Source organism: Kocuria sp. NPDC057446 (assembly GCF_042802875.1).
Lineage (GTDB): Bacteria > Actinomycetota > Actinomycetes > Actinomycetales > Micrococcaceae > Kocuria.
Map to the genome: position 1 here is coordinate 20787 of NZ_JBHVDI010000021.1, position 14342 is coordinate 35128.

At 71.9% G+C, this 14342-nt stretch carries 11 protein-coding genes; 1 reads left to right on the plus strand and 10 read right to left on the minus strand.

Annotation, left to right across the window (positions count from 1 at the left end; all coding sequences use genetic code 11):
- Positions 1-276: 276 nt before the first annotated feature.
- The 10 genes from ACFU0Y_RS04615 to ACFU0Y_RS04660 all read right to left on the minus strand — a co-directional run bounded on the left by ACFU0Y_RS04615 (position 277) and on the right by ACFU0Y_RS04660 (position 13345).
- A complete protein-coding gene (locus ACFU0Y_RS04615) occupies positions 277-909 on the minus strand; it encodes an AmiS/UreI family transporter (protein WP_380213273.1) in 633 nt (210 codons plus the stop codon).
- Between the two features lie 317 nt (positions 910-1226).
- Positions 1227-2546 carry an allantoinase AllB gene (gene allB, locus ACFU0Y_RS04620; protein ID WP_380213283.1) on the minus strand — a complete coding sequence of 440 codons (1320 nt, stop codon included), beginning with the start codon at positions 2544-2546 and terminating at the stop codon, positions 1227-1229.
- Positions 2547-3009: 463 nt separating this feature from the next.
- The gene (locus ACFU0Y_RS04625; protein WP_380213274.1) at positions 3010-4176 is read right to left on the minus strand and encodes a glycerate kinase; all 1167 of its coding nucleotides are present in this window, start codon (positions 4174-4176) and stop codon (positions 3010-3012) included.
- Positions 4177-4208: 32 nt separating this feature from the next.
- The gene (gene gcl / locus ACFU0Y_RS04630) at positions 4209-5984 is read right to left on the minus strand and encodes a glyoxylate carboligase (RefSeq protein WP_380213275.1); all 1776 of its coding nucleotides are present in this window, start codon (positions 5982-5984) and stop codon (positions 4209-4211) included.
- A 64-nt stretch (positions 5985-6048) separates the two neighbouring features.
- Positions 6049-6933, minus strand: a complete 885-nt coding sequence (locus ACFU0Y_RS04635) for a 2-hydroxy-3-oxopropionate reductase (RefSeq protein WP_380213276.1) — start codon at positions 6931-6933, stop codon at positions 6049-6051.
- Positions 6934-7009: 76 nt separating this feature from the next.
- On the minus strand, positions 7010-7816 hold the full coding sequence (locus tag ACFU0Y_RS04640; RefSeq protein ID WP_380213277.1) for a hydroxypyruvate isomerase family protein: 807 nt from the start codon (positions 7814-7816) through the stop codon (positions 7010-7012).
- Positions 7817-8048: 232 nt separating this feature from the next.
- Positions 8049-8870, minus strand: a complete 822-nt coding sequence (locus ACFU0Y_RS04645; RefSeq protein ID WP_380213278.1) for a bifunctional allantoicase/(S)-ureidoglycine aminohydrolase — start codon at positions 8868-8870, stop codon at positions 8049-8051.
- Positions 8867-10213 (minus strand): DUF6986 family protein, encoded by a 1347-nt coding sequence (locus ACFU0Y_RS04650; protein ID WP_380213279.1) that lies wholly within the window; start codon positions 10211-10213, stop codon positions 8867-8869. Before ACFU0Y_RS04650 ends, ACFU0Y_RS04645 begins: the two co-directional genes overlap by 4 nt.
- Positions 10210-11838 carry a malate synthase A gene (gene aceB, locus ACFU0Y_RS04655; protein ID WP_380213280.1) on the minus strand — a complete coding sequence of 543 codons (1629 nt, stop codon included), beginning with the start codon at positions 11836-11838 and terminating at the stop codon, positions 10210-10212. The genes ACFU0Y_RS04650 and aceB overlap by 4 nt, the downstream gene beginning before the upstream one ends.
- Before the next feature lie 91 nt (positions 11839-11929).
- Positions 11930-13345 (minus strand): NAD-dependent malic enzyme, encoded by a 1416-nt coding sequence (locus ACFU0Y_RS04660; RefSeq protein ID WP_380213281.1) that lies wholly within the window; start codon positions 13343-13345, stop codon positions 11930-11932.
- Between the two features lie 183 nt (positions 13346-13528).
- Here ACFU0Y_RS04660 and ACFU0Y_RS04665 point away from each other — a divergent pair, with 183 nt between their 5' ends.
- Positions 13529-14302, plus strand: a complete 774-nt coding sequence (locus tag ACFU0Y_RS04665; protein WP_380213282.1) for an IclR family transcriptional regulator — start codon at positions 13529-13531, stop codon at positions 14300-14302.
- Positions 14303-14342 lie beyond the last annotated feature (40 nt).

A 14342-nucleotide genomic window follows, 5' to 3' on the forward strand; every position in this document is an offset into this window, starting at 1 on the left:
CGCGGAGTCGGGTGGTTCCCCAGGGGGACCGGGAGCTCTCTGGCGGCGGACCAGCGCGATTCGTCATTGCTCGCCCGGTAGATAGTCCGCTTCAGGACCCGCCGTAGGCTGAGTCACACCATAACCACGCCGTGACGGGGCCGCAAGAGGTCGGTCGCCGCCACCGGTTGACGGCAGATCCGGAAGAGTTCTTCCACAGAGTCTCGTCCCTCACGTTCCGCGGCTCCGGGCAGGACGCCTCAGCCGGCACGCACGGGCCTGTCCGCGGCCCCCGCCTCAGCGGTGTGGTGCCGGGGGTCCCGCGGTGGAGCGGGGGTGGGCCGCCAGGCGCCGGCCCACGGGCCGGCAGACCAGCAGGAGGAGGATTCCGAGGGCGGCGAGGCCGCCGGCGAGGGCGGGAGAGTCGTGCCACTTTCCGACGAGGGCGAGGAAGCCGGGCAGGCCGGTGCTCAGCAGCGCATTGCCGATGGCGAGGACCCCCACCGCAGGTGCGAGGTCCGCGCGGTCCCGGGCCATGAGCACGAAGAAGGCGCCCCAGAGCACCGACCACATCAGCCACTGCACGGCGAGGACGCCCCCGCCCAGGACCATCCAGGAGTGCCCCGCGAAGCCGACCCCGCTGACGGCCACGACCAGGGAGTACCAGCCGAGTCCGTGGTCCGGCCAGCGGGTGACCAGGTTGACGCCCAGCCAGAGGTAGGTGAAGCCGAAGAAGTAGAGTCCGGCGGCCTCCGCGATGCGGGTCCCGTCGCTCCCGGCCGAGACGACGAGCCAGGTGGGGACGACCACCTGCAGCGCTCCCACGAAGAAGTTCAGCGGCGCGGCTCCGGTGCCGCTGACGTGGCCCAGCAGCATCATCCCGTTGACGAACAGGACCGCACCGACGTAGAGCAGGCCGACGTCGCTCACGGGCGCCGGTCCCGGGGAAGGCCGCGGTCCCGCCGCGAGGTGCGGGCCCGGGCGCGCCCCGGGCTCTCCGCATCGCCGCCCGGGCACGCGGACCGTGCCGGTGGTCCCGCGCGGCGCGCTGGGCCGCCCTGCGGACCGGTGCCGAGGAGTGCTCGTCCGACGTCCACGGCGACGATCCGTCCCGGGAGGAGGTGCATGAGGTTCTGGTCTCTGTTCTGGACGAGGGATGGCACTGGACGACAGGCGCACCCACCACAGGTCGCGGGCCGGGAGGAGCTCCTGGCCCGCGACCTGTGGTGGGGAGCGGCGGTTTCCCGTCAGCTCTCCCCGCGCCGGACCAGCCGGCCCGTGGGCGTCCGGAAGTCCACGGCGGTGCCGCGCAGGTAGGTCCTGCGCACCTTTCCGGACAGTGCCTTGCCCTGGTACGGGGTGATGGGATTCCGGTGGTGCAGCTTCCCGGCGTCCACGACGAACGCGTCGTCGGGCGCGAAGACCACCAGGTCGGCGTCGTAGCCGATGGAGATCCTGCCCTTGGCGCGCAGGCCGGCCCGCTGGGCGGGCTTCGTCGACATCCACTCCACCACGCGCCCCAGGGCCACGCCGCGGCGCCGGGCCTCCGTCCAGATCAGGGACAGCCCCAGCTGCAGCGAGGAGACCCCGCCCCAGGCCACACCGAAGTCGCCGTTGTCCAGGTCCTTGAGGTCCAGGGTCGAGGGGGAGTGGTCGGAGACGATGAAGTCGATGGTCCCGTCGATCAGTCCCTCCCACAGCAGCTCGCGGTTGCCGACCTCCCGCACGGGCGGGCAGCACTTGAAGGCGGTGGCGCCGTTGGGCACCTCCTCGGCGAGCAGGGTGAGGTAGTGCGGGCAGGTCTCCACCGTGATGTCCAGGCCGTCCCGCTTCGCGGTGGCGAGCATGGGCAGGGCGTCCGAGGAGGACAGGTGCAGGATGTGGGAGCGGGCACCGGTCCAGCGGGTGCGCTCGATGACCTCGGCGATGGCCAGGTTCTCGGCCCCGCGCGGGCGCGACTTCAGGAAGTTCTCGTACACGTCCCCCTCGGGCCGCGGGGCACGGTCGATGGCCCGGGAGTCCTCGGCGTGCACGATCATCAGCGAGTCGAACGTCTTGATCTCGGCGAGGTCCTCCTCCATCTCGTCGGCCTCCAGGTGGGGGAACTCGTCCACCCCGGAGTGCAGCAGGAAGCACTTGAAGCCGAAGACGCCGTCGTCGTGCAGCTCGCGCAGGTCGGGCTTGTTGCCGGGGATCGCCCCGCCCCAGAAGCCGACGTCCACGAAGACGTTGTCCTGGGCGAAGAGCCGCTTGTACTCGAGCGCCGGCACGTTGACGGTCGCCGGGACCGAGTTGAGCGGCATGTCCAGGACCGTGGTGACGCCCCCGGCGGCGGCCGCCCGGGTCGCGGAGGCGAAGCCCTCCCACTCGGTGCGGCCGGGCTCGTTCACGTGCACGTGGGTGTCCACCAGACCGGGCAGCAGGTGCTCGTCCTCGGCCAGCTCCACGACCTCTCGGCCCACGAGCCCGGCGCCGAGGGGTTCGATGGCCACGATCCTGCCGTTGCGCACGCCGACCTCGCGGGGGGCGAAGCGGTCGCCGCAGGAGACGTTCCGGCCCCGCACCACGAGATCGAACTCGCGGCGGCCGTGCGCGTCGGTGCCGGCGTCGCCCGACGCCGGGCGGGAGACGTCCGCGGCATCGGCGGGCATCCCGTGCTCCCGCTTGTAGTCGGCGATCAGCCGGCGGACGCGCTCGGGGTCGTTGACGTCGTGGCTCACGTCCAGCTTGTGCGCCTGCTCGGCCTCGAAGGCGCTCCGGGCGGCGGCCGGCTCGGTGGCCGCGCGGGCGGAGTCCTCCCGGGCGATCGCCGCGGGATCCGCACTCGTCTGCTGGGCGCGCCCTGGGGCGTCAGCAGCGCCGTCCGCGCCCTGTCCGGGCTCCGCGGGCGGCTGACCCGGATCCGGCCGGTGCCCCTGCTCGTCGCTCTGCTTCCCGCCCGGGTCGGTGGTCCCCGGCCGCTGCGGCGTCTTCTTCTCCGTCATGCGGAGCTCCTCCTCGTCATCGGCGTCCGCACGGGGCGCCGGATCGTCAGTTGGGTCGGGTCCCGGTGAGCAGGTCGGGGAGTTCGCGGGCGAGCCGGGCGCCCACCTGCTCGAGCAGCCTGCCGGCCTCGCGCATGCAGACCCGCGGGTCCGGCTCGAGCTCGGTGAGGGCAAAGGTGCGCACGAAACCGGCGGCCCTGCGGGTCTCCTCGTCGAGGGTGGTGCGGCCGCACACGGCGACCACCGGAACGCCGGCGGCGTGCGCCGTGGCCGCGACCCCCATGGGAGTCTTCCCCCCGAGCGACTGCTCGTCGAGGCTGCCCTCCCCGGTGACGACGAGATCGGTGCCTGTCATCCGGTCGGCGAGACCCACGAACTCCAGGACCACGTCGATGCCCGGACGGCGCTGGGCCCCGAGCACGGCGAGGGCCGCGAAGCCCACGCCGCCGGCAGCTCCGGCACCGGGGGCCTCGGCCGCCGCCAGGACGTCCGGGCCCAGGGCGTCCCCCAGCCGGTCCCGGAAGACCGTCAGTGCGGCATCGAGGGCTGCGACGAGATCCGGGTCGGCGCCCTTCTGCGGGCCGAACACGGATGCCGCTCCGTTGGCCCCCGTGAGGGGGTTGTCCACGTCCGCGGCCAGGACGAACTGTGCGTCCCGCACCCGGGGATCCAGCTCGGTGAGGTCGACCCGGGCCAGCCGGGCGAGCTCGGCGCCTCCGAGGCCCAGCTCGGCGCCCTCGTCGTCCAGCAGGCGGGCGCCGAGGCCCTGGAGCAGCCCCGCACCGCCGTCCGTGCAGGCGCTGCCGCCCACACCCAGGACGATCCGGGTGGCTCCGGCGTCGAGGGCGGCCCGGACCAGTTCACCGGTGCCGCGGCTGGTGGCGCCCCCGGCGTCGAGCACGGGATCGCCGTGCTCGTCCACCGGGAGCGCGGCCAGTCCGGAGGCCAGGGCCATCTCCACCACCGCGGTCCGGTCGAGCAGCGCGAACCCTGCGTCGACGGGGTTCCCGACGGGACCGGTCACGGTGGTGGAGCAGGGGGCGAACCCGGCGCCGACGGCGGCGTCGAGGGTGCCCTCGCCGCCGTCGGCCACCGGGACGGCCACGACCGTGGCCGACGGCTCCACGGACCGGATGCCCGCCGCGAGGTGCTCCACCACGTCGGTGGCTTCCAGCGAACCCTTGAACTTGTCCGGGGCGACGACGATGCGCACGGGGCGTTCCTCCTGTGGTGTGCGGACGGGGATCAGTCGAGCAGGGCGATCGCGGTCGGGGCGTCCGCGCCGCTGGCGGCGAGCTCCTCGAACTCGACCACGTTGTCGATCTCGGTCCCCATGGAGATGTTGGTGACCTTCTCCAGGATGACCTCCACGACCACGGGCACCTGGTGCTCCTCCAGCAGGGCGCCGGCCTGCCCGAAGGCCTCCCGCAGCTTCTCGGGATCGGTCACGCGCACCGCCTTGCAGCCCAGGCCCTCCACGACCTTGAGGTGGTCCACCCCGTAGCCCTGGGTCTCCGGGGAGTTGATGTTCTCGAAGGCCAAGGAGACGTTCTGCTCCATCTTGAACCCTCTCTGGGACTGTCGGATCAGGCCCAGATAGGAATTGTTCACCACCACGTGGATGTAGGGAAGGTGGAACTGCGCCCCGACGGCCAGCTCCTCGATCATGAACTGGAAGTCGTAGTCACCGGAGAGGGCCACCACGGTGGCCTCGGGCTTGCCCCGGACGACCCCGAGGGCGGCGGGCCCGGTCCACCCCAGGGGACCCGCCTGGCCGGCGTTGATCCACTGGCGAGGGCCGTGCACGTGCAGGAACTGGCCGCCGGCGATCTGGGAGAGACCGATCGTGGAGACGTAGGTGACGTCCGTGCCGAAGACGGCGTTCATCTCCTCGTAGACGCGCTGCGGCTTCACCGGGACCTGCGTGAAGTGCGTCTTGCGCTGCATCGAGCCCTTGCGCCGGGCGCAGTCCTTGACCCACACGGACCAGTCCGGCACGGAGAACCGTTCCTTCCGCTCCCGGGCGACCTCGATGAGGATCTCCAGGGCCGCGCCGGCGTCGGAGACGATGCCGAGGTCGGGGGAGAAGACGCGTCCGATCTGGGTGGGCTCGATGTCGATGTGCACGAACGTGCGGCCCCTGGTGTAGGTGTCCAGGCCTCCGGTGTGCCGGTTGGCCCAGCGGTTGCCGATGCCGAGCACGAAGTCGGACTCCAGGAACGTCGCGTTGCCGTAGCGGTGGGAGGTCTGCAGCCCCACCATCCCGGCCATCAGCGGGTGGTCGTCCGGGATGGCGCCCCAGCCCATGAGAGTCGGGATCACGGGCACGTCCAGCAGCTCGGCGAGCTCGACCAGCTGCGCCGAGGCATCGGCGTTGATGATGCCGCCGCCGGCCACGATGAGCGGGCGCTGCGCGGCGGAGAGCATGTCCAGGACCTTCTCGGCCTGCGCGCGGGAGGCTGCGGGGCGGTGGACGGCCAGGGGCTCGTAGACGTCGATGTCGAACTCGATCTCGGCGAGCTGGACGTCCAGGGGGAGGTCCAGCAGCACCGGTCCGGGCCGGCCCGAGCGCATGAGGTAGAAGGCCTTCTGGAACGCCCCCGGCACCTGACCCGGCTCCAGCACCGTCATGGCCATCTTGGTGACCGGCGCCGCGATGGACGAGATGTCCACGGCCTGGAAGTCCTCCTTGTGCAGCTTGGCCACGGGGGCCTGGCCGGTGATGCACAGGATCGGGACGGAGTCCGCCCACGCGGCGTAGAGACCCGTGATCATGTCGGTGCCGGCGGGACCGGACGTGCCCACGCAGATCCCGATGTTGCCGGGGGCGGCCCGGGTGTAGCCGTCCGCCATGTGCGAGGCGCCCTCGACGTGCCGGGCGAGGGTGTGCCGGATGCCGCCGTGGGCGCGCATCGCCGAGTAGAACGGGTTGATGGCGGCGCCGGGCAGGCCGAAGGCCTCGGTGGCGCCCTCCTTCTCGAGGATGGCGACGACGGCGTCGACCGTGCGCATTCTGGCCATGATGAACTCCTTGGAAGCAGGACCCGGGATCGGGTCGGGAAGCGGTGGGGCGGGGTGGGACAGGTCAGCGGCCGGAGCGCCCGGAGAGCTCCTCGACGAGCGTGAAGAGACCCGAGTGGTCGAGTCCGCCGTCACCCCTGTTGACGGTGGCGGCCACGAGCTGGGCGACGATCGCGCCGAGCGGCACGGCCACGCCGGCCTCCCGGGCGGCGGAGGTCACGATGCCCATGTCCTTGTGGTGCAGCTGCAGCCGGAAGCCCGGGTCGAAGTTGCGGTCCAGCATCTTCTGGCCCTTCTGGTCCAGGACCTTGGAGCCGGCCAGACCGCCCCCGAGCACCTTCAGCGCGGCGTCCGTGTCCACGCCGTAGGCCTCGAGGAAGACGATGGCCTCGGCGAGCAGCTGGATGTTGCCGGCCACGATCAGCTGGTTGGCTGCCTTGACGGTCTGCCCGGAGCCGGCGGGGCCCACGTGCACGATCGTCCTCCCGACGGCCTCGAGCACCGGGCGGGCGGCCTCGAAGTCCGCGGCCTCGCCGCCGACCATGATCGACAGCACGGCATCGATGGCGCCCTGCTCACCGCCGGAGACCGGGGCGTCCAGCGGGCGCAGACCGTGCTCGACGGCCTCCCGGGACAGGCGCGCGGCCACGTCCGGGCGGATGGAGCTCGCGTCGATCCAGACGGTGCCCTTCGCGGCGTGGGCGAAGACGCCGTCCGGACCGGTCACGACGCCCTCGACGTCCGGGGAGTCCGGGACCATCGTGATCACGACGTCTGCGGTCGCGACGGACTCGGCCACGCTGGAGGCGCCCTGGCCGCCGGCCTCGACGAGCTGGTCGATCTTGTCCTGGGAGCGGTTGAAGCCGACGACGTCGAAGCCGGCCCTGACGAGGTTCTTGGCCATGGGCAGGCCCATGATGCCGAGTCCGATGACGGTGACGTTGGTCATGGTGGGATTCCTCACTGTGGGGGCCCGTGCGGTGCGTGCGCCGGGCGGTGGTGGCAGGTGCGGGGGAGGAGGGGCGTCAGGCGCGGGTGCGGGCCGCGGACCACACGGAGGTCCACGCGAAGGGGTCCTGCTGCGACGCCTTGTACTCGAGGCCCACGTAGCCCGAGTAGCCGAGCTCCCGGCTGCGCTCGATCCACTCCTGGAGCGGGAGCTCGCCGGTGCCGGGCTCGTTGCGGCCGGGGGCGTCGGCGATCTGGACGTGGCCGAAGTCGGCGGCGTGCTTCTCGATGACCGCGCTGACGTCGTCGCCGTTGACCGACAGGTGGTAGAAGTCGGCGAGCAGCCTGATGTTGCCGGCGCCGGCGGCCCGGACCTTCGCGATGACGTCGAGGGCGTCCTGGGCGGTCTTCAGGGGATAGGCCTCGGTCCCGGAGACCGGCTCCAGCAGCACGGTGCCGCCGATCCGGGCCACGCCCTCGGCGGCGGCCACGAGGTTGCGCACCGCGAGTTCGTCCTGGGCCTCCGGCGTGTGCTCGGGCCGGCGGTTGCCGTAGAGCGCGTTGAAGGCCCGGCACCCCGTGCGCTCGCCGATGGCCGCGACCACGGCGATGTTCTCCTTGAACTCCCCGCAGCGGCCCTTCCAGGACACGAGGCCCCGGTCTCCGCCCGGCATGTCCCCGGCGTTGAAGTTCAGCCCACTCAGCTGCACCCCCGCGTCCCGGATCGCGTCCACGAAGGCGTCGACGTCGCGGTCCGCGGGCACGGACTCCGCGAAGGGCCACCAGAACTCCACCGCGTCGAAGCCGGCGGCCTTGGCGGCTGCGGGGCGCTCGAGCAGGGGCAGACCGGTGAGAAGGATGGAGCAGTTCACGGTGTAGGACATCTGGATCCTCCTGATTCGGACGGGACCGCCACATATTTCGTGATGTGGAAGCCATCTTCTGTCTTATGAAACAGCGTACGGCCGTCTGTGACGCAGGTCAATCCCTTATTGGAATAACTATTTCGGGATGTGGAAAGTCAGGATGGGGCTCCGAGGGCGTGGAAGGACCCCGTGCCGCCGCGGTGGCAGGGCGGCACGGGGTCCGGTCGATGGGGACGGGATCGCCGTCGGGTCAGCGCAGCTTCATCTGCCGGTTGACGTCCTTGTAGAGCAGGTACCGGAACCGGCCCGGGCCGCCCGCGTAGCAGGCCTGGGGGCAGAAGGCCCGCAGCCACATGAAGTCGCCGGCCTCCACCTCGACCCAGTCCTGGTTGAGCCGGTAGACGGCCTTGCCCTCGAGGACGTAGAGCCCGTGCTCCATCACGTGGGTCTCGGCGAAGGGGATCACCGCGCCCGGCTCGAAGGTCACGATCGTCACGTGCATGTCGTACCGGACGTCGTCCGGGTCCACGAAGCGGGTGGTCGCCCACTTGCCGTCCGTGCCCGGCATGGGGGTCGGCTCGACCTCCCGCTCGTTGGTGACGAACGGCTCCGGCACCTCGATGCCCTGCACGTACTCGTAGGCCTTGCGGATCCAGTGCAGGCGGGCGGGTTCCCCGCCGGTGTTGCGCACCGTCCACTCGCACTCGGGCGGGAGGAACGCGTAGCCGCCGGGGACGAGGTCGTGCTCCTCGCCGTCCACGGTCAGGGCCAGCGTCCCCTCCATGAGGAACAGCACGCCCTCCACGCCGGACTCCGTCTCGGGCCGGTCGCTGCCGCCGCCGGGGGCGACCTCCACGATGTACTGCGAGAAGGTCTCCGCGAAGCCGGACAGGGGCCGGGCCAGCACCCAGACCCGGGTGTCCTCCCAGAACGGGAGCCGGCTGGTGACGATGTCGCGCATGGTCCCGCGCGGGATCACCGCGTAGGCCTCCGTGAACATCGCCCGGTCGGTGAGCAGCTGGGTCTGGTCGGGGTGGCCGCCGTGCGGCGCGTGGTAGGTGGTCTCGGTCATCTGAAGTCGCCTCCGGTGGTCGATGCGGCCGGTGCCGCGGCCTTGGGGTGGGCCAGGGAGAAGAGCTCGTGCTCGCCGATGCCGGCGCCGTCCTCGAGCTCCTCCCCGGAGATCGCACCGCACAGCACGCCGCGGTGGACGAAGCGGGCCAGGGCGCGGGCGGTGGCCGGTTCGTCCATGATCTCCGACTCGATGCCGTGCACGTAGTTCTTCAGCCGCAGCGCCGCCGCGGGGAAGCCCTCGCGGTAGAAGAAGTACGTGGCGAGGTAGCGGGTGGGCAGCTGGTGCGGGTGCAGGTCCCACCCCTGGTAGTAGCCCCGCTCCAGGGAGCGGCGCACCAGACGGGCGTGCAGCCGCCAGGCGGCCAGCTTCTGCTGCTCGTCCCCCGCGGGGAGGATGTTGGTCGACCCGTCGGAGAGTCGCACCCCCGTGCCGGCCACGGCGACCTGCATGACGGCCTTGGCGTGGTCGGCGGCCGGGTGCTCCATGGACTGGTACTGGGCGGCGATCTGCAGGGAGTCGGAGTAGTCGTAGGTCCCGTAGTGCAGGGCCTCGACCCGTCCGCCCGTCCGGTGGAGCATCGCCGGGATGGGGCAGGTGCCGTCGGTCCCCAGGATCATCGGGGCCGTCTCCATCTGCACCTCGAACCGCAGCCGCCCGGCCGGCAGCCCGAGGCCCGTCTCGAGCTGTTCGCAGGCCTCGACCATGACGTCGACCTGCTGCGTGGTGCTCACCTTGGGCAGGGTGAGGACGAGGCCGCGGGGAAGGCCGTCCTCGCTGTGCCCGGCCTCCCGCAGCCCGCCCTCGCGCACCAGGGTGGTGACGAACAGGTCGAGCGTGCGCAGGCCGCGGTCCCGGGTGGCGGCCTCGAAGCACTTGAAGCGGATCCCGATGTACGGCGGCGCGGTGCCCTCCCGGACGGCCAGGGCCACGGTGCGCGCCGCGCGCACGGCCCACTCGTCCTCCTCCCGGTCCCCGCGGTCGCCGAAGCCGTCCTCGAAGTCCAAGCGGACGTCCTCGACGGGCTCGGTGGCGAGCTTGCGCTCGACCGCACGGGCCACCCGGTCGACCAGACCCGGGTCAGCACCCTCGGGAGCCACTCGTTCCGCGAGGGCGGCCGCCCCGAGCCCGGCGACGGACTCGGCGGCGCGCTCCCCCCACTTCCCGGCGGTCGCCGGGGTGAAGCTGTCGGCCGGGAGGTAGACGGTGTGCACGGGCTGGCGTGTTCCGGGGTCCCCCGGGTAGGACCGCTGGAGCAGCTCGTCGGTGCCGGCCAGCAGCTCGGCCGCGCGCTGCCGGAAGGCCGTGCCCAGCGTCCCGGTGCCCAGGTCGCCGGCGCTCACTTCGTGACCGCCCGGACGCGGCCGGACTGCTCGAGCAGCTCGTAGGCGGGCAGGGTGAGGAAGTCGACGTAGTCCTCGCCCAGCACCAGGTCGGCGATCAGGGCCGCCGCGGGCTCGAAGTGCGCCTCGTAGGACTCCGGGTCGACCTCCTCGCGCAGGACCTGCTTCTGCCGCTGGAGCTCCTCCGCCACGAGCTCGCGGGTCGCGGTGTTCCCGGTGTCCTCGTAGACCACGCCGTTGCGGATCTGCTGCCAGATCTGGGAGCGGGAGATCTCGGCGGTGGCGGCGTCCTCCATGAGGTTGTGGATCGCCACGGCCCCGTTGCCGGACAGCCACACCGCGGTGTAGCGGATCGCCACGTAGAGGTTGGCCGCGAGCTCCTTCTGGGTGCTCACCCGCCCGGCGCTGGCGACGTCGAGCAGCTGCTCGGCGCTCACCTGCACGTCCTCGCGCAGCCGGTCCACCTGGTTCGGCCTCTCGCCGAGGACTCCGTCGAAGACCTCGCGGCAGGTGGGCACCAGGTCCGGGTGGGCCACCCAGGACCCGTCGAAGCCGTCGGTGGCCTCGCGGGTCTTGTCCGCGCGCACCTTGGCGAACGCGGCCTCGGTGGCCTCCTGGTCGCGGCGGTTGGGGATCACGGCGGCCATGCCGCCCATCGCGAAGGCGCCGCGGCGGTGGCAGGTCTTCACGAGCAGCTCGGTGTAGGCCCGCATCAGCGGGGCGGTCATGGTGATGGTGGAGCGGTCCGCCAGGACGAACTTCTCGCCGGCGTCCCGGAAGTACTTGATGATGCTGAACAGGTAGTCCCAGCGCCCGGCGTTGAGCCCGGAGGCGTGCTCGCGCAGCTCCCAGAGGATCTCCTCCATCTGGAACGCCGCGGGGATCGTCTCGATGAGCACGGTGGCCCGGACGGTGCCGTGCTCGATGCCCAGGTGCTCCTCGGCGAAGGTGAACACGTCGTTCCACAGCCGGGCCTCGAGGTGGGACTCCATCTTCGGCAGGTAGTAGTACGGCCCGTGACCGTCGGCCAGCAGCAGCTTCGCCGTGTGGAAGAAGTGCAGACCGAAGTCCACGAGCGCGCCGGAGGCGGGCTGCCCGTCCACGGTGACGTTGTGCTCGGGCAGGTGCCAGCCGCGGGGCCGGGTGACCACCACGGCCAGCGGGGCGTCCTGGCGCAGCGCGTACACCTTGCCCTCCGGGGACGTGAAGCTCAGGGTGCCCCGGGCGGCGTCGAGCAGGTTGAGGACGCCGTCCACCTGGTTGTGCCAGGTGGGGCTCGAGGCGTCCTCGAGGTCGGCGAGCCACACCTTCGCCCCGGAGTTCAGCGCGTTGATCGCCATCTTGGCGGGGGAGGCGGGCCCGGTCATCTCGACCCGGCGGTCCTGCAGGGCGGGCGGCGCCGGGGCGACCCGCCACTCGCTCTCCCGGATCTCCCGCGTCTCGGGGAGGAAGTCCAGGGTGCCGGTCTCCGCCGCGCGGCGGCGGTGCTGCTCGCGCAGGCCGAGCAGCTCGGCGCGGCGGTCGGCGAAGTTCTGGTGCAGGGCCTCCACGAAGGAGAGGGCCTCGGCGGTGAGGATCTCGCTCGCGCGGTCCAGGCCGGCTGGGGTGGTGAACTCGATGGCCATGGTGGTCTCCGTTCGGTGCTGGGTTCGATGGGCGTCGCCGCCCGCGGTGCTGGGCGGCGACGCCCGATGGTGCGGACTCGGTGGCGTGCTGCTAGCGGGCGGCCACCGGTGCGAGCTGGCGGGTGTCCTGCTGGGCCGCCTGCTGCACGGCCTCGGCCACGGCCGGAGCCACGTGCTGGTCGAAGACGCTGGGGACGATGTAGCTCGCGTTGAGCTCGTCCTCGGCCACGCAGCCGGCGATGGCCTGCGCGGCGGCGACCAGCATGTCGGTGGTGATGTCGGACGCCCCCGCGTCGAGCAGGCCGCGGAACAGGCCCGGGAAGGCCAGGACGTTGTTGATCTGGTTCGGGAAGTCCGAGCGGCCGGTCGCGACCACTGCCGCGTGCTCCGCGGCGACGCCCGGGTCGATCTCGGGGTCGGGATTGGCCATGGCGAAGACGATCGCGCCGTCGTTCATGGCTGCCACGTCGGCCCCGTCGAGCAGATCGGGGGCGGAGACGCCGATGAAGACGTCGGTGCCCACCACCGCCTCCTTGAGCGAGCCGGAGAACCCGGTCTCGTTGGTGTTCTCGGCGATCCACTGCCGGTGCGGGTCGTCGTAGCTCTCCCCGCGGTGGATGGCGCCCTTGCGGGAGCAGGCGACGATGTCCTGCACCCCCTGGGCCTTGAGCAGCTGGATGATGGCGTGCCCTGCGGCGCCCACCCCGGAGACCACGACCCTGACCTCGCCGATCTGCTTGTCCACCACGCGCAGGGCGTTGAACAGCGCGGCCAGGGCCACGATCGCGGTGCCGTGCTGGTCGTCGTGGAAGACCGGGATGTCGAGCTCCGCACGCAGCCGGGCCTCGATCTCGAAGCAGCGCGGGGCCGCGATGTCCTCGAGGTTGATCCCGCCGTAGACGGGTGCCATGGCCTTGACGATGCGCACGATCTCGTCGGTGTCCGTCGTGTCGAGGCAGACCGGCCACGCGTCCACGCCGGCGAACGCCTTGAACAGGGCGGCCTTGCCCTCCATGACCGGCAGGGCGGCGGCGGGGCCGATGTCGCCCAGGCCGAGCACCGCGGTGCCGTCGGTGACCACGGCCACCGTGTTGCGCTTGATCGTCAGCCGCCGGGCGTCCTCGGGGTTGTCGTGGATGGCCATGCACACCCGGGCCACGCCGGGGGTGTACGCGCGGGAGAGGTCGTCACGGTTGCGCAGCGAGACGCGGGGGGTGACCTCGATCTTGCCGCCGAGGTGGATCAGGAAGGTGCGGTCGCTGATCTTGCGCACGTGGACGCCGTCGAGCGACTCGAGGGCGTCGCGCACCTCGTCGCGGTGGGATGCGTCGGAGACGTTGCAGCTGACGTCGACGACGACGTGGCCGGCGTGGGACTCCACGATGTCGAGGGCGGTCACGGCCGCGCCGGCCCGGGCGGCGGCGGTGGCGAGCTCGCTGGTGACGGTGAGGCCCGCCGGGGCCTCCACACGCAGGATCATCGAGTATCCGGGACTGGGCGTGGCCATGGTTCCTCCAAGGGCTGTGGTGCGACCGTTTCAGTCGCATCGTGGAATGAAACTTTCGTATTATGGATATTATGGGAGCCAGCCGAGGTTGGCAAGGATCTTTCGTGACACCTGTCACGGATCCGGCCGCCGACATTTCACCCGGCGCACGAGGCGGCCGGGCTGTACCGACGGGAGATGGCCATGACCACGACGACCGCACGAGCCGGCTCGGGCGGTGTGCAATCGGTGGAGCGCGTGTTCGAGCTCCTCGAGGTGATCACCGCGGCCGGTGGGGAGATGTCGCTCAGCGAGCTCTCCGCCGCCGTGAAGCTGCCGCTGCCCACCATCCACCGGCTGCTGCGCACCCTGGTGCCCTCCGGCTACGTCCGTCAGCTGCCCAATCGCAACTACGCACTGGGTCCGCGGCTGATCCTGCTGGGAGAGGCCGCCGGGCGCCAGTTCGGCTCCGCGGCCCGGTCGCGGCTGGACGAGCTGGTGGCCGAGCTCGGTGAGTCGGCGAACATGGCCGTGCTCGACGGTCAGGAGGTCGTCTACATCGCCCAGGCCCAGTCCAACCGGTCCATGCGCATGTTCACGGAGGTGGGCCGCCGCGCCGACACCCACGACACCGGTGTGGGCAAGGCGATGCTCGCCACCCTGCCGGACGAACGGATCCGCGCCATCGTGGGCGCCGCCGGCATGTCCACGCCCACGCCCAAGAGCATCGGGACCCTCGAGGAGCTCTTCGCGGACCTCGACCGGATCCGGGAGCGCGGCTACGCGATCGACGACGAGGAGACCGAGCTCGGCGTGCGCTGCTACGCGATGGCGGTGCCCGGGGCGCCGACCCCCACGGCGATCTCCGTCTCCGGGCCGGTGTCCCGGGTGGACGAGGAGTTCGGCCGCCGCGCCGTGCCCGTGCTGCGCCGGGCGGCCGAGGCGATCGCCGCCGAGCTGATGCCCGCCACGGCCTGAGCCCCGGTCGCGACGACGACGCCCGCCGGCCCCCGAGGGG

What these genes read in the sequence shown, in the direction of transcription:
- gcl (WP_380213275.1), bottom strand. Translation starts at nt 5,984, where the DNA reads ATGGCCAGAATGCGCACGGTCGACGCCGTCGTCGCCATCCTCGAGAAG.
- ACFU0Y_RS04635 (WP_380213276.1), bottom strand. Translation starts at nt 6,933, where the DNA reads ATGACCAACGTCACCGTCATCGGACTCGGCATCATGGGCCTGCCCATG.
- ACFU0Y_RS04640 (WP_380213277.1), bottom strand. Translation starts at nt 7,816, where the DNA reads ATGTCCTACACCGTGAACTGCTCCATCCTTCTCACCGGTCTGCCCCTG.
- ACFU0Y_RS04645 (WP_380213278.1), bottom strand. Translation starts at nt 8,870, where the DNA reads ATGACCGAGACCACCTACCACGCGCCGCACGGCGGCCACCCCGACCAG.
- aceB (WP_380213280.1), bottom strand. Translation starts at nt 11,838, where the DNA reads ATGGCCATCGAGTTCACCACCCCAGCCGGCCTGGACCGCGCGAGCGAG.
- ACFU0Y_RS04660 (WP_380213281.1), bottom strand. Translation starts at nt 13,345, where the DNA reads ATGGCCACGCCCAGTCCCGGATACTCGATGATCCTGCGTGTGGAGGCC.
- ACFU0Y_RS04665 (WP_380213282.1), top strand. Translation starts at nt 13,529, where the DNA reads ATGACCACGACGACCGCACGAGCCGGCTCGGGCGGTGTGCAATCGGTG.